A 24,056-nucleotide genomic window follows, 5' to 3' on the forward strand; every position below is an offset into this window, starting at 1 on the left:
TCACTCGCCGGAGGCGAGCGACTGCGGCACTCCGACAATTTTTTTGACAGCGCGTTTACGGCCATCTTTCAATGTTTCCAGGATACCTTCATTGCGAATGATGATCATACCATGCCGGTCTGCTGTGATCCCGCGCTCCAACGTGTAGGTGTATTCGGGAATATTTCCGTTCATGCGTGTAGGCAGGTATTGGAATCCAATAGAAGGAATCTGCTGTAAACGTTCTCCCGCTTCCACAATATGGGAGGAGATAATGAACATGCTATTCCTCTTTGCTGCAAAGGCAATCGTGATCTCCACCGTAGCTTCATGCGCATCTTTCACATTGGTGCCGCGGAACATTTCATCAAAAATGATAAAAAGAGATTTGTTGGCCTGCAGTTCTGATGCCACTTTCTTCACCCGCAATACCTCCGCATAGAAATGGCTGGCGCCAATCCCTAAATTATCCGGTAAGTTGATGGTAGTGTAAATGCCATCCAGTACGGAGAACTCCATTTCTTCTGCCGCTACCGGAAAGCCGATATGCGCCACATATACTGCAGTACTCACGGATCGCAGGAAGGTGGATTTTCCCGCCATATTCGCTCCGGTGAGAAACACCACGTTATTTGCGGCATCCATGGTAAAATTATTACTCACGGGCTTCGCCAGCTCCGGGTGATACACACCTTTGAGCCGGAGAATGCTTGTGCCTTTTTCTAACGCTTTGGGAAATACGAATTTCCTTTCCTGTGCAACTCTGGCCACTGAGAGATAAACATCCAGCTGATAGATCTGCGCCAGCAGTTGTTCAATTTTATTCCTTTCACGATGCCGGAACAAGAGATCGTAAGCCGTGATGGCTGCATAGCTCAATTTTGCTTTGCCCTGTTCCCGCATTACCGGTTCAAAAGCAGGGTCGAGGAGGAGGGAGGCAGTCGCCTCCCTTTCCTTTGACCAGGATTTCATGGCTATGACCTCCCTTGTATCTATGAAAGATTTGATCTGCTGAACCAGTGTGATCAGTGCCGTTACGCCATTGCTGATCTCTTTTTCACTGAGTACCGAATGTTGTGTTCCTTGTTTTTTCTGTTCATCGGCAGCTATCAGGTATTTTTCCGCCATATCGAATAAAGCTCCTTCAAATGGAAAGCGCATATTCATGGCCGCGAAATTTTTGATGATATCGCTTCTGCGATTGATCTCCTGCTGATCACTCAGGGGTTTGGTGAACATCTCTTTCAATACAGCTTCTGCGCCACGGGTATGTGAATGATTGTAGAGATCGAATAATCCCTGGCTGTCTCGTTTGCCGAAGATCCGCAGATCCTCGATCGTTTGTTCGTCGGTTAACAGGTACATGTTATAATGGATTATTGTCGTTTACGTCTGAGCAGGATCACTGTGCCGAGGATCAGGATGGCTGCGGGTAGTATCCAGACCAGGATGATCTTTTGTGTTTCTGCTGCTTTGAGGCTAACGGTCAGCAGGGTATCCGTTGGTGGAATGGGGAACAAATGGATCGGGAAAGCTTCATCGGTCAGCCAGCTGGCATAGTTACTGGCAAGGAATTGCGAGCCGATCCTGAGGTTGGAAGGAAAGTCTGCATCGCCGGCAATGACTATCTTTTGTTCCTTATTACCTACCTGCCTGCTCATTGCCAATGCAACTGTGAACGAATCCAGTTTGTAATCGCCTTCATTGGCAACCAGTACCGGTGGTGCTGAATCAGTTACCAGGTGACCAGCTTTTACCCAGGCCAATCCTTTAGGTCCTGACACCATCAGTCTGGTAACTTTGAACCCGTTTTCTGTATAGGAAAGGGGAGCAACGCCAGGGTGCATCACCTTGGTTGAATCGCCATCCTCCAATCCTTTTCTGACCATAATGCTGAAAGGATTCTTTTGTTTGAAGATCCAGGTGTGGTCCGTAGTTACGAATGGCGTTATCTTATCCGGTGTTTCATGCTGCGAGATCTGCACCATCGTGCCTTGCATCAGTTCAGCTCCCATTGGTTTGATCATCGGGTTCAGCACATGTTGTTTGCCTGGTTCTCCCAGGATCATGAGGTTGCCGCCTTTGTCGATATATTGTTTCAGTCGGTTTGTGATGGTATCGTTGAGCATTACTTTGGGATCGGCCAGCACCAGTGCATCTGCATCGGCTGGTATATCCTGTTTGCTCAGGTTCACCGTATCGAATTCAAAGCCGTGGTTGATGAGGGCAGCCCTGCTTAATTTCTGGATGGAGTAGCTGTTGTATTCGCGTTCTCCATATTTGTGTATGCTGCGTTCGAAGTTGCCTGTGGACGCATATACTTTTGGTATCGTATCGTTCGCCAGTCTCTTCAACGCTGCTGCCACATGCTCTTCATCGGGCCAGTATTTTGAATCTTCATAAGTGCGGAGGAAAATACTTTTGCCTTTGTATTTCAGGTGCATCACAGAACGCATCCCTTCACCCTGCAGATCGATCTGTTTCCTGATCTGCGCCGGCTTCAGGTACCAATTGAGATTTGTTTCAAACATCTTGGCATATTCCCGTGCTATGGAATCCAGTGTCATGCCGGGCATACGTTTATACATGGTGCTGTCTCCATCCGCCACATCATAATAAAGTACATAGTTGAATTTGATATTGGGCTTGAAACGGATGAACTGGTCCCAGAAATTCCAGATATAGGTATTGCGTGCACTGGGTCTGGTTCTTCCGAAACCCTGTCCGGGGTCCAGCAGGTTGGTATAGAGCGTTACTTCCATTGGCTCATCCTGCATGGTCTTCATGATACCCTGCGTTTGTTCCTTGATGGTATTGGCTTTCACCCTGGTGCCATCCCAGTAACCTACATAGCCTGGCCTTGATGTGAGATAACCTACTACCATAACCGAAAGGAACACAGTCAGGTAACGGACTGCTTTCTTTCCTCTCGATACCATTTCTCTTCCATGACGTAAGCTCAGGTAGCTGAAGGTTACGAACATATAGGTGAGGAGGGCATAGTACATGATATCGCGGGTAGTGATCAGGCCGGCAACCATTCTTTCCGCCCTGCCGTTGATAGCGAGGAAATAGGTGAGGTCGCGGATAAAATCATATTCCTGCCAAAGGCCGCCTATGCGCTGCAGGAGGAAGAGCAGGATGAATGTGGCGATGGCAGAAACGATCTGGTAATTGGTGATGCTGCTCATGAACATACCGATAGCGGTATAGGAACAGACCATCAGGTAGAATGTGATCAGGCCGGTGGTTAAATGCCCTGCATCGATATCCCTGATGCTGAAAGCACCTACTATCATGAAGAGCAGCATGATGGTCAGCAACAACATATTGTAGGCCATCACTGCCAGGTATTTTCCCCATACGATCTGGTTGAGCTGTACAGGCGAAGAGTAAAGCAGTTTTACTGTTCCGTTGTTGAACTCCCGGTTGATCAGTCCCATGGTGAGCAGGGGAATGAAGAGATACAGATTAGAGAATATATTGGCGATAAAGCCATTTGAGTCCATTCCCATGAACACGGATTTGGTCAATCCCATCGGGAATTCCTTGAAGGAAGGGGTTGTTCGTAGCAGGGAGTCCTGCCAGTTTGCTATTGCTGCAATGTAATTGCTGTAAAAGAGAGCACAGATGACGAGGAAGATGATTGTGAGGAACCAGGCCACCGGTGAGAAGAATAGGTTCCGGAGTTCCGTTCTCGCGATTTTTAAGATCAGTTTCATGGCTATACTTGTTGATGGGATTGGGTGGATAATTGTTTGAAGATATCGTCAAGCATACCTTTTTCGAGATTCACTTCACGGATACGCCAGTCTTTTTGTACGCCGGCGCTGATGATCCTTTCAGTAATGTCTTCTTCTCCGTCGAAAAAGAGCCGGACCTGCTTGTCTGTAGTGTATTCCGCCCTGGTGATACCCTGGATCTGCTGCAATTCAGTGATGGCCGGCGGATTGGCGAAACGTACCAGCACGCTTTGCGGTTGCATATAGTTGTTGAAAGCATCCATCGAGTCGGAGAAAACAATCCTTCCTGATTCGATCATAATCACTTCCTTGCAGAGCAGGTGGATCTCAGACATGATATGGGAAGAAAGCAATACTGTTCTTTCCTGTGCGATCTCCCTGATCAGTTTCCTTGCTTCGATCAGCTGATTCGGATCGAGACCATTGGTGGGCTCATCCATCACTACCAGTTTGGGTTTATGGATGATGGCCTGGGATATGCCTACCCGTTGGCGATAGCCGCCGGAAAGGTTTTTGATCAGTCGTTTGCTGAAATGTGTGATGCCTGTTTTTTCCTTTGCTTCATCTACGGCTTCTTTGATCTTCTTACCTTCTATCAGTCGCAGTTCTGCTGTATAGGTGAGGTATTCATCCACCGTCAGATCGAGGTATACCGGCGGTGTCTGTGGCAGAAAGCCGATGGATCTTTTTGCCAGCTCTGGTTCTTTCCTGATATCGGCGCCATTGATACTTACGTTCCCTTCGGTTTGGTTGAGCGCTCCGCAGATGATATTCATGGTAGTGGATTTACCGGCTCCGTTGGAGCCCAGTAACCCAATGATGCCATTGGTTGCGATCTCGATATTGATATCGCGGATGGCCCAGCTGCTACCATAACGGTGCGAGAGGTTTTCTGTTTTTAAGATCATGCATTGAGTGTTTTTGAATTTAGATGAGAGGCATAGTACGGCCTGATCAGTACAGTAAACTGTATCGATCCCATTTTTCAGACTGTCCGCAGACAGAATGCTGTTATTGTTTTATTGAATTAAATGTGACCTGTGTGATAACGCTGCCCAGATATCTCTTATTAAACAATTCCATGAGCCCGTCATTTGTATTACTCTTTTTGAAAAAAATATTGTTACAAAAAAAGAGCAGTACAAATATTGAAATGCAGGTGAGATTTTCTTTTACAAATTGCACAGCACGGTTGAGATGCACTTTCACTGTGTTGGGTGAAAGCTGCAGGCAGGCGGCGATCTCTGCTCTCTTCAGTCCTTTTTCCTTGCTGAGATGCAGCACCATTTTTTGCTGTGAAGGAAGCTGGTTGAAAATATGGTTGAGTAAAACATGCCTTTCCTTTACAATGAGGTTTTCTTCCACATGTGTGCAGGATAAGCTTTCTGCTTCACTCAATGTTTTGTGTATGCGAACCTGTATGTTCTTATCGCGTATATACCTGGCTGATAGATTGGTTACTACTTTGATCAACCATCCCACAGGATTTTCGGGGATGATCTTTGCTCTATGCTGCCATAGCGCCAGGAATGCTTCCTGCACAATGTCTTCCGCTACCTGTTTGTTTTTGGTGATCTGCCAGGCGGTGTATTGAAGATGTGCCGTCCAGTTATCCACGATCCTGGTGAACTGGTAATGAAAAAAATGCACAGGAACATCCCTGCAGGGATATTCCTGTACTGACATAGGTGAAGGCTTGTATTGGGTGATAGTGGTCATGTAAGATCATTTATCCATTCAACTTATTATTCCGGGATTTTGAATCCGGCTTCTTTGGCGAAACTCCTCATACTGTTGAATTTTTTCAGCAGGAGAGTCTGGTTGGGATGCAGATCGGCAAATTCCTGTTCAGTATAATAAAATACGGCAGTGAGGTATGCCCTGATGTCATCTGTTTCGCGCAGCATATTATCCACTAGAAATCCGCCCATGTCAAAAGTTGGATAAAAGAGAAAGCCTATATCATTCGGTGGTGGTATCTGGTCCGGCGGGATCAGGTATATGAATGGAATTCCGTAATAGATATCCACCTCAAAAGGGAAGAGGTTTTTTGATGCCTCTCTTGAAACGCTGAGGAATTCATTTTGCACTCTTGTGCCTGTTACCTTGTTGACCCTTTTTTCTGCGATACCTGCCAGTATGGAAGCTGCATACATTTTTCTGTCTGCGCTGCTCATCGCTTCCACATCCTTCACTACAAGGCCAAGTGTATTGAACCCATACAATGTTGTCCAGCCATGTGATACCTGGATATTTGTATTTATATAATTGATGAATGAATCAATCAGCAGTATGCTGGGGAATAGCCGAACGTCCGGCAGTTTGGGTACTACATCCGTTTTCATGAGATCCAGCAATGCCGGTATTTTTTCCCTGGATGAAAGCGGGACGTGGTAGGTCCAGATGTTTTCCAGGGGCATGTATTCCAGCGATAGTGTTACATAGGTATAGCGTTCCGGGTATTCGTTTTCTTTACTGACCTTTCTCTTGTAAATGGTATCATTATAAAAGCTGGCAATGCCGGTGCTTTTATAGAATTCATAGATCGAATGATCGATTGGATCATTGGGATTGTCTTCGATCACGAAATAGTTTTGATCCAGGTCGCTGGGCCCGGTGGATTTCTCTTTGCGGCAGCCTGCAGTCAGCAACATCACTGCCAGCAGCATACAGGCGAGTGTGGAAGGAGTTGAAAGGCTCATATAATTAAGTTTCATGATGATGTTGAATTGAGATGAATGATAGGCCGTTTATTGTTTTAGCGGACGTGCCGGCCTGGGTTCATTGGTCAGTAATCCCTGGTTGAATTCGATCTCATCGTTGGCAATGGGAACTACATAAGCAGCTGCATCCTGTTCATAGGGGCCCAGTTCATAATAGCCATTGTCTGCATATCCGTTCCCGGTGTAAACAACAGAGCGGTGCCGGATGGATTTGCTGAAAGGGTATTTGGTGTTGACCCCGTAACGGCGGAGGTCGAACCAGCGCTGCGTTTCCCAGCACAGTTCCATCCTTCGCTCATCGCGTATGGTATTGATGAGTGCCAGTCCTTCAGAACTGACAGGCGGGAGCTCATTGGGCCTGAAACGGTTCTCCCTGAATTTCTGAATAGTGTTGCGTGCTTCTTCGGTGCGGTCGAGAGCGGCCAGGGCTTCGGCCTTGTTCAGATAGATTTCGGATAGGCGTATCAGGTAGGAATCAGATACATCGTCGGTAGTGGAATTTTCGACCTCTCTTTTTTTAGCAACTCTCATATGGCCTTTGCTGTTGGGTGAAAAGAAAACCTGAAGGCGCAGATCCTGCGTAGAATAATTGATCATGAGGTCGTCCGATGCCCTGTAGCCGGGGCTGGACGATACATCTTCAAATAGTCGCATAATATTGGCTACCCGGTTTGCGCCCATGGTGAATATCACTTCGGGTGAATTCTTTCTCAGAAAATCCTTTCCTGCGGGATGCGTATTCAGGTTGGTGATCTTGTACTGGCCTTTGCTGATCACCTTGTCTGCATAGAGAACTGCCTGTTCATAATTTTCCATATACAGGTACACTCTGCTGAGAAATGCCTGTGCGCTTGCCTGGTTGGCGCGGATGGTAGAAGTTTCATTGGCGCCTGTCAGTTCTTTCTCTGCTTCCAGCAGATCAGCAACTATCTGATCAAATACCTGCCCGGTGCTGCTTCGTGAAGCAAATTGCTCTTTGATGGCCGGATCTGTTTTCAGGGGAACGCCATAATCGGTACCTGCAGTTGAAGGTTTATACGGTTTGCCATAAATATTCACCAGCAGGAAATAATAGAAAGCGCGAAGGAAATGGGCTTCTCCGGCAATGCGGTCCAATGTAGCAGCAGGCTGGCCTTTTGCCCTCAGCAATGGTACATTATGCAGGATCGTATTGATACGGGCGATCTTGCTATACAGATCGTTGAAATAGGGGTCGTTGTTGGTCAGTTGCCCATCGGAGTTCATGCGTGGCTGCTGTTTCCAGTAATGAAAGCCAGTTGGCTCCCACAGTTTGTTTATGGCTGTAGGGACGAGGGCTGCAACGTCATCATCCATCGTATACAGCATTTCCGGAGCGGATTCCATATACTGGTCCACGTATGCATCTCCAACCAGCAGCTCATCAAGATCGGCTGCTGATTCTATAAAGCTGTTGTTCTGAGAATATGAAGCAAGGAATTTTTTGCAGGAAAGGCTACTGATGCAGAGTATGCAAATAAAAAGTACCCAGATCCTGTTGGCAGGTGAATGCATAGTGTTGGTTTTAGAAGCTGAGATTGAGGTTGAATGCATATACCGGTCTGATTGAAAGATTGATATTGGGGGCGGAACCTGACTGTGATGGATCCTGCCCGCGAAGCGCTTTGTTGGCAATGGTGAAGAGATTGCTGCCGGTGATCTGTGCAGTTGCTCCCTTGATGGATAATTGCCTGCAAAACTGTTCGGGTAACCTGTAGCTCAGCGAAACATATTGCAGCTTCACGTAATCTCCTTTTACCACGCGCAGGTCAGAGAAATCATACATCTGGTAATAATCAGTGGCAAACTGACGGGTTACCAGGGTTGCCGGATTTCCCCACCAGCCAAACCTGTCGAAATCCACTACGCCGGGAGCTCCCAGGATGCCTGGGATATTGGTGAATTTTTCATCTCCGGGATATCGCCATCTGTTCACGAATTCCTTGCGCATATTTTGTTGCGAGCTGGGCCTGAAAGTGCCGTAATTGCCCGATGCGATCTGCATTAACCTGATCTTATTGCCTACACTGTAAGTGAATGTTACATTGAGGGTCCAGTTACCCAATACGAAGGAGTTGTTGATGCCTCCCTGCAATACAGGTTCTCTTCTTCCGGATTCAACCATCACCAGACTGAACACTTCTTCCTTCGTCATCTTGTTGTATTTCGCACTCAGCTCATTTTTGTTTTCCGGTTCCGCTCCATAGAAAATCGGAAATCCCTGATTGGGGTCAAGCGATTTGAACCGGTAGGAAAAAAAGGTGTTCACTGATTTCCCATTGACGGGCACTTTGCCATTCAGGTAATCCTGGAAGGTGAGCGTGGCTGCATCCACCAATACGTTACGATTGTTGAGGCTGTTATTGATGAGTTTGTTGAATACCTGGCCAAGCTGCGGATCAAAACGCCACATGAATCTTTTCTTACCGGCGCCCAAATTGTCGATGATCTTGAAATTCAAACTCATTTCCACTCCCTGATTTTCCAGTGTTCCTCCATTCACCACGTAAGTATTCCTGGGTGCTCCATTGATGGCAGAAACTTTCTTGTCAAGGAAGGCATTGGTGGTTTTGATATAGAAATAACCGATGGATCCGTTCACTCTTCCTTTGAGGATAGAGAACTGAAGCGTACCATTGTAATCCTGCGTTTTTTCCCAGGCCAGGTCTGGGTTAGGGAAAGCAGTAATGCTGGAACCTGGCGCCGTATAGAATGGATCGATGGGGCCTTTCTCAAAAATTGTATAAGGTGTTTGGCCGGGCAGCATGTTTCCACGGGTGCCAAAGGAAACCAGAAGGGCTGCCTGATCTACCCATTGCATATTGCGTAACAGATCCTCATGAATATTCCATCTGCCTGACAATGCCCAGGTAGGCAGGAATTTTTCATTGCTTCTTGAACCAAAGGAGTTCGAGAATTCCTGGCTGGTTGTAGCGGTGAGCACATAACGTTCATTGAAAATATAGGTGGATGTAATAAAGGGACGAACAGCATTCTGCAATCCTTCTATGATGCGGGGTCTGCCAAAGTTCGCCGCCCAGCCGGCGTAGCTTGTATAGATTGCAGGATCGATCATGGCGAAGCTATATCCCCGGTCAGGATAATAGCCCCTGCTGGTTTGACTGAATTGACTATTCCGGTTGGAAGTCAGGTCTGCAGCAACTTCCAAAGTGAGCTGGTGTTTGTGCTGCTGATCCAGGTACCTGTTGAAACTGAGACGCCCATTGATGAGATAGTTCTGTCTCCTCACTGATTGATGGCGGAGCTCGCCACCGAATGGGATCTCATCCTGGCCCGGTTGAAAGATATCCTGGAAGTAAGAGATCCTTCTTTGTTCTGTAACCCATTCAGTATTCTCTGCAAACCAGATATCGTGGTTGGAGTTGCCGCCGGTATATGCCAGTTTGGAATTGAACTGGATCCCTTTCGCGATCTCGTAGCTGAGGTCTACACTGGCATTGTATTCATTGCTTTCAACCGTTTCCCCGGTATGGTTCATCTCGTTCTCGATATTCATTGATTTGAGATCCTTGAAACTGTTGATGATCGTATTTGAATTAACGGTTGAATAGAAGTAGAGTGAGCCATCTTCATTGCGCAGCGGGATGGCCCTGCTGGTGTTATATGCGTAATTGAGAATCCCAACATCGGATGGAGTATATCTTCTTTTCTCCTTGTTCAGCTGGATATTGAATTCCGCTTTGAATTTCCTGTAATTCAACTGCATGTTGAATGTACCGGTATACAGGTCGTTGCTTTCTTTTTTGATCACTCCCGGCTCTGTTCGATATCCCACGGATGCACGGTAAGATGCAGAGGTTGTTCCGCCGGATACACTGAGGGTGTGATTGGTGGCAAAAACATCACGCATCGTATTGCCGAGCCAGTCTGTATTGATGGACTCCGCCCTGTCTACTTTCTGTTTGAAAGTTTCATAATCTATCGCTCCTTCATAATAATCGATGATGTCTTTCTCATAGGCTTCGAGCGCACCGCCGCGGAGCTTCATCTTTTTTTCGATCATTTCACGTGATACGTCAATCCGCTCGCGGGAATCCATCATATAAATGGCCCTGTCTGTATATCTCGGTCTTCGTGTGAAGGTCCCTGTTACATTGTAGTTGACAGTGGGAGGGCCGGGCTTTCCGCGTTTGGTGGTGATCACTATCACGCCATTGGCAGCCCTTACACCATAGAGAGCAGCGGCTGTTGCATCTTTCAAAACATCGATCTGTTCGATGTCGTAAGGATTCAGTCCTGAGATGGCATTGCCAAGCAGGTTCACAAAATCCGGATCGTTGATCCTTTCTGCAGGAATGGGAATGGGGTTGGTGCGAACAATCCCATCTACTACCCAAAGCGGTTCTCTTGAACCCAGGTAAGTGGAAGTGCCCCTGATACGCAGTTTGGGTGCAGCGCCTGCCTGTCCTGAATTTTGCATGAACATGAGACCGGGTACACGACCTTCCAGCATTTTGTCCACGGTGTTTAAACCTGGTTGAAAAATAGAATCCATTCTTAGTGAGCTCACAGATCCGGTGAGGTATTTCTGTTTTATCTTTTGATAACCGTTATACACAACCGCTTCGTCCAGTTGTTCGGCTTTTTTGGTAAGCGTAATGAAAAATAATTCATTGCTGGCAGTAATGGTTTGGCCGCTGAGCAGGCCATTCCTTGCTACGCCAACGCCTGTACCGGGGGCAACAGCTTTGTTTTGGGAAGACACCACCAGGGCAGTGACGGGCGAAGTGATCTTAATGCCAATGCTGTTAAAGCCCACGAAGGAGATCGTCAGGGTCTGACCAATTTCAGCATTGATGGTGAGCATGCCCTGCGCATCGGTTACGCCCGAATTCCGTGCGCCTTTTACCGAGATGGATGCTCCGGAAAGCGGGTTGTAATCCTGGTCCACGATCCTGAGCCTGATTGGTATGGCGTCTGTCAACCCACCGGCGCCGGGGATTTCAATTTGTCCTTCAAAAAACAGTGTAATGGGAAGCGGAGATACAATAATTGTTTTACTCCTGATTACGTAGGTCAATCGCTGAGCTTTCAGTATCTCGTCGAGTACTTCGGTCAGGGATTTGTCCTTAACATCGATGGTAACCGGCTGCGCCTCTTTCAACGTTTGTGCTCCATAAAGAAAAGAGAATCCCGTCTTTTCCTGGAGCATGGTAAAAACCTGTTTAAGCGGAACGTTTTTGACCGACAGGTCAACGTTCTGGGAAAGGGCGGCAGCCGAAACATTCATTAGGGCTACGGTTAAGTAGAATACGGTTAGCTTCATAACTAACAGAGTTTTGGTTAAAAGGCGGTTGTTCCCACGAACAGGCCGGCCAAAGACAGCAGTTTTTTGCATACTTTCGCGTAGTTTGGGTGATGTGGTAGCAGTCTGCGACGACTATTTTATTTTCGTTACCCAAACTTTTCGCCGGCAGTGTAGCAAGCACTTCCGGCTTTTTTTTGGGTAAGAATCTTTGATCGGATCAGTTGATTCCAGATCCTTCTTTTTCTAAATTTTACTTTTGGCTCAAGATCAATTTCCTTCCCTCAAGTCTCGTGCGAATGTCGAAGTTGTTCAGGAAGGTCATCAGGTCTGACAGTTGAACGCCTCTGTCCATTCTTCCTCCGATCTTTACATTAGGCATCGGCCCTTCAATTTGCACATCGATATTATACCATCTTTCTATTTGCCGGATGATCTCCTGGAAGCTGACAGATTCAAAATTGATGAAGCCGTTTTTCCAGGCCAGTACATGTTCAATATTGGCAGTCTGGATCCTGATCTCTTCTGTATTGCCGGTGATCACGGCCTGTTGTCCTGGCTGCAGCATAACTCCCTTGCCGTTGCGGCGGCCGTTCTTTTCCAGGTTGGCCACTTTCACAGAGCCTTGTACCAATGTTGTTTTGATCCTTCCTTCATTTGTATAGGAATTGATATTGAAACTTGTTCCCAGCACTTCTACAGTTGACTTCCCATCTATATCAACCAGGAATGGTCTGCTTTTGTCTTTTGCGATCTCCATATACACTTCACCACTGATCTTTATTTGACGATCGTTTCCGGTAAATGCAGCGGGATAGGTGATGGAAGAAGCGGCATTGAGCCAGATCTTTGAGCCATCTGGCAGCACAAGGTTGTACTGGCCACCATTGGGAGTGGTCATTGTATTCATCATCACTTTACCGGAAACGCTGCCATTTACATCATAGCGGACCTCCCCGTTGGGCAGCTTGATCACGGATGCGTTGCCTTGTTGTGCGATTGCGCCGGTAGCTGCACTGTCAAGGGGAATGACAGTACCATCTGATAAGGTAAGGAGCGCTTTGCTGCTTCCCGGTTGGATACTCTTATTGTTGCGTGATTGCTCTGCAATAACAGGTTTATTCCGGTTATCGCCGGTTACATAGAAATATACGGTCCCTCCAAGCAACAACAGTATGGCAGCAGCCCATCCCCAGCGGCGGTAGAGTGGGACCCTGCGTACCGGTGTTTCCCTTTGTTGCAGGATGCGTTCAAAAATGATCTCGCGTAAAACCGGGTCTTCAGCAACATCGAAGGAAGCGTCTTCCAGCGCTTCTGCCACAACGGCTTCCAGCTCCGGTACATGTTTTTTACTTTTTATGAGCGCAAAGAATTCCTGCTGTTCTTCAGCCGTAATAGTTTGCGTCAGGTACTTATCCAACAATCGTGAAAATACGTCAGGTGATTCCATAATAAGGTTTTAACGGGTCTTCAAAAGATCCCGGTAAATAAATAAGACAGGTTAAGAAAACGAACAGGTGCAGTGAGTGCTAAAAAAAATATTCAAGGATAGAGGTCAGCAACCAGGTTGTGAGGAAAATATCGCCGGAATGGAGGCGTACATATTCCCTGATGGCATTCAGTGCCCGGACCATATGGCTTTTCACGGTGGCTGGAGCAATATTCAGTTGTTGCGCAATTTCAGCATAGGATAATCCCTGTTCCCTGCTCAGTTGGAAAACGGCAGTCTGTTGCGGAGGAAGTGTTGCCACTGCTTCATCTATCAAAGCAACGGCGCTTTTGTATTCCAGCAAATAACCAGGGGTAAGAAGATCAGGAGGAGTAAGCTCATCTGCCGGGCCGGCGGCGAGCTGGAAAGCCCGGTTTTCCAGTGCATTGATGATGGTGTTACGGGCCAGTGCTGCGAACCATGCATCGAAATGAGAAACGTCTTTAAGCTTGCTGCGCTTTTCCCATAAGCGTACAAATACAAGTTGTACGGCATCCTGTGCCAGTTGTGTGGACTTCAGGAAACTGAGCGCAACGCCATAGACCCTGTTCCAGTACTGGTCGTATACCTGGCGATAGGTTTGTTCATCACCTTCCAGCAGGCGTTGTATTATTTCCTTTTCATTATGTTTTCCGGGATACAATGATTGTAATTCATTTAATATCCGCAAACTATAGTAAATATTTCACAAGAGCTGCAAAAAATATCTGTCCGCGTACTGGATCCATTTCCGGAAGGCAGCGGCAGATTCCTGGCTGATCACAACGCTGTGTTCGCCGATCATCAGATCCATCGTTACCTGCACTTTTACCTTCTCTACAGTTCTGAAACGTTTGATGTAATTGATATTGATAATATATTGCCGGTTGGCTCGAAAAAAGGAGAGGGGATTGAGCTCGGTTTCCATTATACTCAGTGGTTTGTCAAGCATGTAACGGTAGCCGTTCCTGTCGGTCGCGTGAACGATCTTGTTTTCCGCCTGGAGGTAAACGATCTCTTCCAGCAGCAACGGGATATTCTCATGTTTCTTGATTTTAATGAAGAGGCATAACAGGTGGCTGAAGCGGCGCTTTGGACTGTCGGGCGATACAGAGCTCGCCGGAGGCGAACAAAAAAAAGTCACTCGCCGGTAGGTGAGTGACTGCAGGTGCTCTGAGTAAATCCATTTATGATTTCGGAGACAACAGAATAAATTTGAATGAACTGTTATAAGCTGCATCGATGAATGTCAGCATCTCATTCCACTGCGCCTTCGGCACCTGTTTGGCATTGTAGGTCTTCTCGATGCTGATCACCACTTTTCCATTTTGTTCTTTTGCATCGATGCGGAAAAGCCCGCAGGCATGTTCCACTTTTGTATTCAGATCGTTCAGACCTGAAACGGTATAACCGGCAGGTACTTTGAAATTGATGGTCCAGTTAAGGCTTCGCGGATAGCGCACATCCATATCGTATTCGCGTGTACGTTCTTCGTCTTTGATCTGTAATTGTCCGCCGATCAGTCCGGCCAGGTTCACCAGGTATTTCTTTCCTGCTTTTTTCACCATATCCGTGAGCTCGAATTGTTCGCGGAAGCTGAGCGTACGTTTGTTAGGTGAGCGTCCATCATTGATGAGGGTGAACTTTACATCGTTCACTTTTTGCTGGTATTCGCGTTGGAGGTTCTCTTTGGAGAGTTCAGGTCTTTTCTTTTTGAATTCATCTTTGGCGGCTGCTACATTGGTCTCATACCTTTCCTGTTCTTTCTGCTTCATTTTTGCCGTGGGGTCTTCACCGTTATAGTACTGATAATCGTTGAAGATGAACGGATGATAGCTCAGCAGCTCGCGTGTATTCTTTGCCTTGTAGATACCGGTATAAGCGGAAGTGCGGGTTACGCTGAGTTTTTCCATACCGGCATCCAGTTCGGTGTCGAATTCTTCCACCTGCATATTGTCTGCCGCTTTGGTATCCGGCAGTTTGATGGCTTTGATGCCCGGAGGCGCATTACGTCCGGATGGCTCGGAAACGATATAGGCATCGTTGCCGGTGAGTGATTCCACCAGTTCTCCAGGATTGGAGTAATCGCTGGGATTGAAATAGAATTTGTCGCCCAGCTTCATCATGTAACGGATCTCGCTGTCGAACAGGATATCGTTGAGTTTACCGGTTTGGTTGCTAACGGAGATCACCAGTTCAGGTTTGATCTTCCTGTCTTCCAGCACGCCATTGAAGAGGCACACAAATTCTTTGTCAGACAGGTATGATCTCTGGTACAGCACCCGGTTCCTGATAAGGTACCAGCTGCGGTTGATATATTCTTCTTCTGTCCATTTTTTTGCATCGATGCCGCGCAGCGTTGCCAGTAAGCCATTGACGGTGATATTGTTTTCACCGAAGAATATCTTCTTCTGTTTTTCGATATCGTCCCATGCTTTTTGCGCCAGCTCTTCCTTGCTGAAATTGCTTTTCAGTTCACCGATCTGGCCGATGAATGCGCCTCTGGCGTCTTCGCTTTTTGCGTAGTTCACCTGGAATTTCACGATAGGGAACTGCATGAGGGGCGTAACGAAATTCACATCCTTGAAACGGTCGCGGTCCTTATCAACAAATACAAAACGGAAGAATCCTTTTTCTGCTCCTGCTTCTTTTTTGAAGGATGGTGCGCCGTTCAGTGCGAGTGATTTGAAGAATGTTTTGTTATCGGTATCGATCCCGATCTCGTTGTACATGAGGGGATACTCCTTGCTGCAGATCTCGTATTGGGGAGCCAGTTCCAGGTAACCTGCAAAGCTCACTTCGATGGAGCTCTTGGTGGTGGACACATATTCAAGGATATCACCGGGCTCCAGGTCGCGCACAGGAAGTTTGTAATAGGAATATTCCTGTCCTGTTGCGGAGTTGATAAAGCTCTGGAAGTATTCGGGGATCTCTGTTCCGCGCGGACAGGCAACGGCTTTCTGCGGATCGATCACGCGGGGCGCTTCGCCTGGTTTGATGAGTCTTAATGTAAATCCATCATCATAACTGGAGTAACGGAAATAGACCTCCGAAAATTTGTTCACGGCGTTATTGTCCTGCAGTTTGATGCGGAACCTGGTCTTCTCGAAGAAGTAAAGGAATTTCACGGAGCTCAATGCGCTGCGGTTCTGTTTATCCATTACGATATTCCGGGAATACCCGATGATCACGGCAGATTCCTTGTCCCATTTCGAAGGTGTTTGCGATACCTTGAAAGGAGCGGGCATATCTTTCAGCATTTCCGCAGAATTATCGGCCAGCGATTTGATCACTTTCCCTGTGATATAGCTCTGAGCATTGGCTGTGCTGAAAGCGAGGCCCAGCGCCAGCAGGAGAGCGGATAATCTTGTGTATAGTTTGAGATTCATCGGGTCTTATTTTTGGGTAATGCTGAAATAATAACTGTTGAAAGATTTAATGGATTTCAGGAATTTTTTCCAGTTATCGAAATCAGCCTTATCGATAGTGCTGTTCTTGATGGTGAGCGATTTCTTCAGCGTGATCTTATTGCCGTTCACTACGTATTCGCCGCTGAATTCATATCCCGGAAAACTGAGCTGCAGTTTCTCCGGCACATCCGTGAATTTTCTATCGCCGGGAATGGTGAGTGAGAACTCATCTTCATACGTGAGCACAGAGTTGAACTCGTATCCTCTTTTCCTTTTTTCATCGGGCATATAGGACCCCAGTGTTTTGGGGAAGAAGTCGAGGTTCAGGAAAAGGTCTTTATCGATCCTGTGCACGTGGTTGGAGAGATCGATCACACCGCTGAGCTGAACGGGGATCTCGCGGTTGGAAAGATCGCTGTTGGTGATACCGGATACTTCGATATTGTCGTTACCCAGCTGCAGGAAGCTCTTGAAGAATTTTTCGCGGTCTACCGAAGCCAGGTCCTGGTAGAGCTGATGAAAGTCTGTGCGTTCATTACCGGTGAGGGTTACCTGCACATTCCCTTTCATGTTTTGTGCATTGAGGGTGAAGTCCGCTTTGGTGCTTACTTTGTGGGCTTTGCCATCTGTGAGGGGAACAGGCAGGATCTCGAATTTCTCGCCCTTGCTGACGAGGGCTTCCTTGCCCTGGATCCGGTAAGCATCTTCTCCGAAGGGAACGAATTTTTCGGTAGCATCCAGGAAGTATGTTTTGCCTTTGAAGTAGAGCGTAGTGATGGCATGGTTGTTCACACAAAGTGCGGGCAGTGATTGCGAATAAGGTATCTGACGGGTTCCGATCCATGAGAAGTGTGCATCGTAACCCTGTAACCTGAGCATTTCCGTTAGCAGGTTGGCCATGCCTTTACAATCGCCGAATTTGCTTTCCAGCACATCCTGTGCATTGGAGGGGATGAAGCCGGAATAGCCGTCTTCGTATGCGATATACCGGATCTTGTCCTGCACCCAGTAGTAAATGGCTTTGATCTTTTCTTCGTCAGAATTCTTTCCTTCAACGATCCGGCTGACGGTGGCTTTGAGTTTGGAAGGATCGTTCCTGGCCATCGTGTACATCCTGTTGTTCCAGTTATATACATCGTCCACTTTATCGAAACCCTTGATGAGATCGCCTTTACGTTCGTATGATTTCACCCTGATCACCAGGTGCGGATCGGAGAAGGCGCGGCCGATCTGCCTGCTTTCCGATTTGGATGCTTCCAGGTTAGCTACTTTGTAGGTATAGTAAGTGTATCCTTTTTTCGTTTCTTCTGATTTCTCCACTTTGAAGCCGGTCATATTGAATGGCTTGATATCGATGGTAAGCCATTCGGGTACTTTGAAAGTGACCACTTTTTCCAGGAGGGGATAATGTTCATGGAAGAAGATGCGGGTGAAGTATTTGGAATCGAGATAATCCTTTGTAACGTTGATCTGGCCGGTGTTTCCCGGGCCGTTGAAACTGAAGGCGGAGAAGCGCATGCGGTTATCGTCGAAGAAGATGCCATCATCGGTAACTGATCTGTCTTCCCACTGGTAAAACAATCCAGGTACTTTTTTGCCCTTGGTACTGCCTGTTCCGTGGTGCTGAATGATCTTCACGAAATTGTTGTAGTACTGCGGGTACCAGGCCCTGGCCCTGTGTTGCAGGGCAATGAGCTCTATTTCGGAGGTTTCGCGAACGGTGACAACTTTGTCTTTATAGCTGTTCTCGCCCCTGTCGAACGTGAAGGTCTGGTGGATGAAGCGGATGGCGGAAGGATCATCCGGGTATTTTCTTGCGAGAGCTTCGGCCTGGTTGATGTCTTCAGGCAGGGCTACAGCATTGCGCCATTCAACCAGTGGCGGTTGTGCATGGGCGTTGAAGCAGACGGAAACCAGGAGTATGAGTAACAGGGAAATGAAGCCCGCTTTTTTGTGGGCAACAGGCGCAGATAGTTTGTAGCCACCTGCAACAGGATGGGTTTGCATCATGTGGGTGAAGGGTTTGAGGCGTTTAGCCACTTTAATTAATGGATACTTCGGTGGAGATAAGTGGGCTGTTCCATTGCCTGGAGGCAGAGGAAACTTACTTCCGGCGGAATGAGTAACGTTTCGTTTGCGAATTTATGATGAATTATGATGATTATTTCCACAGTTCAAGAAGGTTTTTCTCTTCTTCATTCATCCTTCAGATTGCCGGAGCGGGGAGGGAAGTAATATTGTGGCTTCTCTTATGTAGACTTGTTACATTACAAAAGCCCCTGTTTCCACAAGGGCTTTCTGTAATGTACTTTTATGTTGGAATGCCGGGTGGTGGTAGTGAGGCAGCTTACCTGCGCGCCACTGTCACTTTCAGGAAAGTAGCCGGGATCAATGTGGTTTCGTTATTACCGCTTTTGTTTTGCCTGTTGAATAAGTCTTCCAGTTCCTGTTGCAATTCTGCTTCTTTTCCATTTTTTCCTGCCGCATCAAAGGCATTCATAGTAGGTCCGTAATAAAGCCTGAACCTTTCGAGGAATTCGGATGGTGTACCTGAGATCCCGAAATTGAAGGTTTCCCTGCTGAAGGAGATGTCTTCCTTTGCCACGCCTGCGGCGCCAAAGCGTTCGGTCACATGATCTTCTACGCCCCATAACATCGGACTGATAAATCCCTCGGGTGGGGGTGGTGTATAGGCCGAGCTGATCTTTAATATCTGTGCTACCAGGGTTGGGTCCCCGGGATCCAGTTACCCATTACGATCCTTCCGCCGGGCCGGGTAACGCGCACCATTTGTTTGGCCACGTCCATTGGCCTGGGGGCGAACATGGCGCCAAAGATGGTAACCACCAGGTCAAAGCGCTGATCGTCCAGTCCCTGAAGCTCTGTTGCATCCCCTTCCCGGAAGGTAATATTATCAAGTCCTTCTTCTTTGGCTCTTCGATTGCCTGCCGCTACCAGGTTGGAAGCAATATCTACGCCCAGTACGTTGGCCCCGAGTTTTGCGGCGGGGATGGCGGTAGTTCCGTCGCCGCAACCAAGGTCCAGTACTTCCATTCCTTTCGAGATGCCTAATTGAGCAACAAGCCCGGCGCCGCTTTGCCGCATGCTTTCTGCGATCCTTGTGAAATCGCCCTTTTCCCAAAGTGCTTTGTTTGGATTCATTGCTTTTATTTTTATTGTTTTAAAATGTGAGCGCAATGATAGAAGTTTAAAAAGGGGACGGCATTTCTCTAAAGTCCAATTATCTGACTGAAAGGTCCGGAGGGAGGATCCATAAGGGAATGACTAAACTCATTACATTACGAAAGCCCCTGTTTTTCACAAGGGCTTTCTGTAATGTACTATTATCATGGTTCAAAAGGAAATCTATTTCCAGAGGGCTTTATACACTATTCCTGCAAGGGCTGCACCAACAATGGGGGCGAGGATGAAGAGCCAGAGCTGTTCTACCGCCCATCCACCCACGAAAACCGCCTGGCTGATGCTTCTGGCAGGGTTCACGGAAGTGTTGGTGACGGGGATGCTGATCAGGTGGATCAGGGTGAGGGTGAGGCCGATGGCCAGCCCTGCAAAACCGCCGTTTGAATTACGGCTGTCTGTGGCGCCAAGGATCACGATCAGGAACATGAAGGTCATTACCGCTTCGCAGAGGAATGCCGCTTTCATGTCGTACCCGCCGGGTGAATGTTCTGCATAGCCATTGGCTGCAAAAGTGCCGATACTGCTGCCATTCCCTGTTACGATCACGTACAGTACAGCTGCGGCCACAATGCCGCCCAGCACCTGTGCAATGATGTAGGGAAGCAGATCTTTGGCCGGCATCCTTCCACCTACAAAGAGCCCGATGCTCACTGCAGGATTGAGATGCGCTCCGGAAACCCTACCCAGCGAATACGCAATGGTGAGTACAGTTAAACCGAAGGCCAGGGCTACACCCAGCAAGCCAATACCTACACCCGGAAATGCCGCAGACAATAAGGCACTGCCGCAACCTCCCAACACCAACCAAAAAGTGCCAAAGAACTCAGCCGTAAATTTTTGTACCATAGATATTGATTTTTAAAGTCAGGAATATCATAAAAATACTTATACGATTTGAAAAACGAAGGATTCCGGCCACGGAGTTGTGCACCTGAAATGCACCTTTTCTCCCGGTACGGCCTGCGCGACGTACCTTTGCCCGATGGATTATTTCAAGAAGCTGCTCGATCTCCTGAAAACAGAGCGGCAGGAAGATGAAGCAATGTACCGCCAGCTCAGTTCCTCCCTTTCCGTGAACGACCGCCGGGAAGCCGGTCTCAGCTGGTATCCCGTGGCCATCCGCGGCACCGAGCCCACGAAGGGCGACTATATAACGGTGGAGCTGGAACGAACTACCAACCAGGACATTCCCCACCAGTTCCGCACCGGCGCCAGCGCCGCCCTGTTCAGTAATCACAACCGGGAACATGACAGGGTGGAAGGCGTAGTCAACTACGTAGGCGCCAACAAGATCAAGATCACACTCCGCACGGATGAACTGCCCGAATGGAGCCGCAACGGCAAGCTCGGCGTAGACCTCCTCTTTGATGATAACAGTTACGATGAAATGCAGCAGGCGCTCCGCCAGGCCATCGCCCTGAATGAGAAAAGGGAAGAAGGAAGACTGGTGCGGATCCTCACCGGCTCACAGGAACCTGTATTCGAAAATTATGTATCTCCCGTTCCCTTTCCTTCGCTGAACCCTTCGCAGCAGGAAGCAGTGAATAAGATCCTCAGCGCGGAAGACCTGGCCATCGTGCATGGCCCTCCTGGTACGGGCAAGACCACCACGCTGGTGCAGGCCATCAAAGCACTGGTGGCGAAAGATAAACAGCAGGTGCTGGTAGTGGCGCCCAGCAATACTGCGGTTGACCTTCTCAGTGAGAAGCTCTCCGATGCAGGTCTTAATGTGCTGCGCGTTGGCAATCCCGCCCGTGTGAATGAAAGACTGCTAAGTCTCACCATGGACCATAAGATGGCGGAGCATACAGCGAACAAGGAGATAAAAAGACTGAAGAAACAGGCCGGCGAGTTCAAAGACATGGCCCATAAATACAAGAGGAATTTCGGAAAGGCCGAGCGCGACCAGCGCAAAGCCCTCTTTGATGAGGCACGCAATATCATGAAGCAGGTGGAGAAGACCGAACAATATATCGTGGATGATCTTCTTGCCAAAGCCGATGTGATCACCGCTACTTTGATCGGCGCCAATCATTACCTGGTGCGCGAACGAAAATTCCATACAGTAGTGATCGATGAAGCCGGACAGGCGCTGGAGCCCGCCACCTGGGTGCCGGTGATCAAAGCTCGCAAGCTGATCCTCGCAGGCGATCACCTGCAACTGCCGCCCACCGTGAAATCCAATGAAGCAGCGAAGAACGGTCTCACCCTCACATTGCTGGAAAAGCTGGTGGAGCGCTATCCGCAGTCAGTAGTGATGCTGAATGAACAGTATCGCATGAACCGCCTGATCATGGGCTATTCAGCTGCCACCTTCTACGATAACCAGCTCAAGGCACATGCCTCGGTTGAAAATCATACGCTCAACAATGATGAACATCCTCTGCAATTCATCGATACTGCAGGATGCGGATTTGAAGAGAAGACCAGTGGCAATGCTATCTCCAATCCGGAAGAAGCCGCATTCAGTATCAATTACCTGAAACAGCTGTCTGCTGAAAAGCAGTGGGATGCCGCTTTTCCAACGGTGGGCATCATTTCGCCCTACAGAAGACAGATAGATGAGCTGAAAGCCATGTTGCAGCAAACACCGGAGCTGCTGGCATTCCAGCATCGCATCACCATCAATACTATCGACAGCTTCCAGGGACAGGAACGTGATATGGTGCTGATCAGCATGACGCGCAGCAACAACGATAACCGGATCGGTTTCTTATCAGAGATCAGGCGCATGAATGTAGCCATGACAAGAGCCAGGAAAAAACTGGTAGTGGTGGGAGACAGCAGTACACTGAGTCAGCATGATTATTACGCAGGGTTCATCGCTTACGCAGAACAGCAGGAAGCTTACAAGAGCGCCTGGGAATATATGGGCGTTTAGAACTTATTTGCAGCAGCTTTTCTTCGGAAAGAAAATCTTTCTGAAAACCTGCCAGAACCTGTTCAGTAGGGTGGTATTGGACATCGAATTGTACATTTAAAAGGCAAATTTACGAAAATGATCAGACTCGGGCTTATCAGGGAAGGAAAGACCCCTGCAGACAACAGGGTGGCGCTCACGCCTGCACAATGCAAGTGGATCCATAAGAACTCGGATGAGGTCCGCATTTTTGCGCAATCCTCACCTGGCCGCTGCTTTTCCGATAAGGAATACAGGGCTGCCGGAATAGAGGTTGTGGACGATATCAGCGATTGCGATATCCTTCTCGGCATCAAGGAAGTGCCCGTTAGCCAACTGATCCCCAACAAGACCTATCTCTTCTTTTCACATACACGCAAGAAACAATCCTATAACCAGGAACTCTTTCAAAGTATCATTTCCAGTAAGATCACCCTGATCGATTATGAATGCCTGGAGCATGAAGACGGACAACGCATTCTCGGCTTCGGTTTTTTTGCCGGAGTTGTGGGAGCGCATAACGGGATGATGGGATATGGTCATCGCTCAGGTGCGTATGATCTTGTACGTGTGTACAGGCAAAGGAGTTTCCGCGAGCTCATCCATACTTATTTCGGATTAAGGATTCCTCCTGTGAAAGTGGCGGTCACCGGTAGTGGCCGTGTGGCGCATGGGATCCTGGAAATCATGAACCTCATGGGCATCGTGGAAGTGGAACCTGAGGATTATCTTCTTAAAAAATATTCATACCCCGTCTATACGCAACTGAAAGGTGCAGGTCTCTACGAACGTAAGACCGATGGTGCTTACAACCGGGTGCATTTCCACGATCATCCCTCTGAATACAATTGCAAATTCCTGCCTTATGCAATGCAATCAGATATCCTGATGAATGGCATTTACTGGGATACTGCCATGCCACGATTGTTTGAACGTGAAGCCGTGCAGGATCCTGCCTGGCGCTTGCATACCATTGCCGATATTACCGATGATGCATTCGGTTCCGTGCCGATCAATCTTGGTGATCAGACCATTGAAGATCCGGTCTATGGTGTTAGTAAAACAAGTTTCAAAAAAACCGCACCGTACTTACCCGGAAGCGTAGACGTAATGGCTGTAGGCAATCTGCCCAATGAATTGCCGCGTGATGCCAGCCGGTATTTCGGAGAACAACTCATCAAATATGTGCTGGAAGATCTTGTGAAGAACAATCAGTCGGATGTTATAGAACGCGCTACCATGGTGAAAGAAGGCGTACTTACCTCTCGCTATTATTATCTTGCAGATTACGCAGCAGGAAAATAATCATCACGCAAATATCTAAGACCCCGGGGTCTAAAGCTGATACA

General features: G+C 47.9%; 17 protein-coding genes. 2 read left to right on the top strand and 15 right to left on the bottom strand.

Going from position 1 to position 24,056, the window contains the following annotated elements:
- The 15 genes from FSB84_RS19885 to aqpZ all read right to left on the bottom strand — a co-directional run bounded on the left by FSB84_RS19885 (nucleotide 1) and on the right by aqpZ (nucleotide 20,654).
- Nucleotides 1–1,344: a MutS-related protein gene (locus tag FSB84_RS19885; protein WP_130539635.1), complete on the bottom strand. Its 1,344-nt coding sequence runs from the start codon at nucleotides 1,342–1,344 to the stop codon at nucleotides 1–3.
- A gap of 11 nt (nucleotides 1,345–1,355) precedes the next feature.
- The gene (locus FSB84_RS19890; protein WP_130539636.1) at nucleotides 1,356–3,701 is read right to left on the bottom strand and encodes a Gldg family protein; all 2,346 of its coding nucleotides are present in this window, start codon (nucleotides 3,699–3,701) and stop codon (nucleotides 1,356–1,358) included.
- Nucleotides 3,702–3,703: 2 nt separating this feature from the next.
- A complete protein-coding gene (locus FSB84_RS19895; protein ID WP_130539637.1) occupies nucleotides 3,704–4,630 on the bottom strand; it encodes an ABC transporter ATP-binding protein in 927 nt (308 codons plus the stop codon).
- Between the two features lie 103 nt (nucleotides 4,631–4,733).
- Nucleotides 4,734–5,441: an RNA polymerase sigma factor gene (locus tag FSB84_RS19900; protein ID WP_130539638.1), complete on the bottom strand. Its 708-nt coding sequence runs from the start codon at nucleotides 5,439–5,441 to the stop codon at nucleotides 4,734–4,736.
- 26 nt (nucleotides 5,442–5,467) lie between these two features.
- Nucleotides 5,468–6,424, bottom strand: a complete 957-nt coding sequence (locus tag FSB84_RS19905; protein WP_147122282.1) for a hypothetical protein — start codon at nucleotides 6,422–6,424, stop codon at nucleotides 5,468–5,470.
- 48 nt (nucleotides 6,425–6,472) lie between these two features.
- Nucleotides 6,473–7,978, bottom strand: coding sequence for a RagB/SusD family nutrient uptake outer membrane protein (locus FSB84_RS19910; RefSeq protein WP_158644018.1), 1,506 nt, complete (start codon nucleotides 7,976–7,978; stop codon nucleotides 6,473–6,475).
- 10 nt (nucleotides 7,979–7,988) lie between these two features.
- The gene (locus tag FSB84_RS19915; protein ID WP_158644019.1) at nucleotides 7,989–11,750 is read right to left on the bottom strand and encodes a SusC/RagA family TonB-linked outer membrane protein; all 3,762 of its coding nucleotides are present in this window, start codon (nucleotides 11,748–11,750) and stop codon (nucleotides 7,989–7,991) included.
- Between the two features lie 232 nt (nucleotides 11,751–11,982).
- Complete coding sequence (locus FSB84_RS19920; protein ID WP_130539642.1) at nucleotides 11,983–13,179, bottom strand: FecR family protein; 1,197 nt, start codon at nucleotides 13,177–13,179, stop codon at nucleotides 11,983–11,985.
- Nucleotides 13,180–13,258: 79 nt separating this feature from the next.
- Entirely contained in the window at nucleotides 13,259–13,888 is a 630-nt protein-coding gene (locus FSB84_RS19925; protein WP_158644020.1) for an RNA polymerase sigma factor, read from the bottom strand.
- 15 nt (nucleotides 13,889–13,903) lie between these two features.
- Nucleotides 13,904–14,341 (bottom strand): LytR/AlgR family response regulator transcription factor, encoded by a 438-nt coding sequence (locus FSB84_RS19930; protein ID WP_158644021.1) that lies wholly within the window; start codon nucleotides 14,339–14,341, stop codon nucleotides 13,904–13,906.
- 43 nt (nucleotides 14,342–14,384) lie between these two features.
- Nucleotides 14,385–16,586: a hypothetical protein gene (locus FSB84_RS19935; protein WP_130539645.1), complete on the bottom strand. Its 2,202-nt coding sequence runs from the start codon at nucleotides 16,584–16,586 to the stop codon at nucleotides 14,385–14,387.
- Between the two features lie 6 nt (nucleotides 16,587–16,592).
- Nucleotides 16,593–18,617 (bottom strand): transglutaminase-like domain-containing protein, encoded by a 2,025-nt coding sequence (locus FSB84_RS19940; RefSeq protein WP_130539646.1) that lies wholly within the window; start codon nucleotides 18,615–18,617, stop codon nucleotides 16,593–16,595.
- 337 nt (nucleotides 18,618–18,954) lie between these two features.
- Nucleotides 18,955–19,263: a hypothetical protein gene (locus FSB84_RS31180; RefSeq protein WP_225979833.1), complete on the bottom strand. Its 309-nt coding sequence runs from the start codon at nucleotides 19,261–19,263 to the stop codon at nucleotides 18,955–18,957.
- Between the two features lie 62 nt (nucleotides 19,264–19,325).
- Nucleotides 19,326–19,769: a class I SAM-dependent methyltransferase gene (locus tag FSB84_RS31185; protein WP_225979834.1), complete on the bottom strand. Its 444-nt coding sequence runs from the start codon at nucleotides 19,767–19,769 to the stop codon at nucleotides 19,326–19,328.
- 204 nt (nucleotides 19,770–19,973) lie between these two features.
- Nucleotides 19,974–20,654 (bottom strand): aquaporin Z, encoded by a 681-nt coding sequence (aqpZ, locus tag FSB84_RS19950; RefSeq protein ID WP_127127545.1) that lies wholly within the window; start codon nucleotides 20,652–20,654, stop codon nucleotides 19,974–19,976.
- 136 nt (nucleotides 20,655–20,790) lie between these two features.
- On the opposite strand from aqpZ, the gene FSB84_RS19955 reads away from it, so the two are divergent.
- Both FSB84_RS19955 and FSB84_RS19960 read left to right on the top strand, forming a co-directional pair.
- Complete coding sequence (locus tag FSB84_RS19955) at nucleotides 20,791–22,689, top strand: AAA domain-containing protein (RefSeq protein WP_130539647.1); 1,899 nt, start codon at nucleotides 20,791–20,793, stop codon at nucleotides 22,687–22,689.
- Between the two features lie 117 nt (nucleotides 22,690–22,806).
- A complete protein-coding gene (locus FSB84_RS19960; protein ID WP_130539648.1) occupies nucleotides 22,807–24,012 on the top strand; it encodes an NAD(P)-dependent oxidoreductase in 1,206 nt (401 codons plus the stop codon).
- The last annotated feature ends 44 nt before the right edge of the window (nucleotides 24,013–24,056 follow it).

Source organism: Pseudobacter ginsenosidimutans, from assembly GCF_007970185.1.
In the GTDB taxonomy this organism is placed as follows: Bacteria; Bacteroidota; Bacteroidia; order Chitinophagales; family Chitinophagaceae; genus Pseudobacter; species Pseudobacter ginsenosidimutans.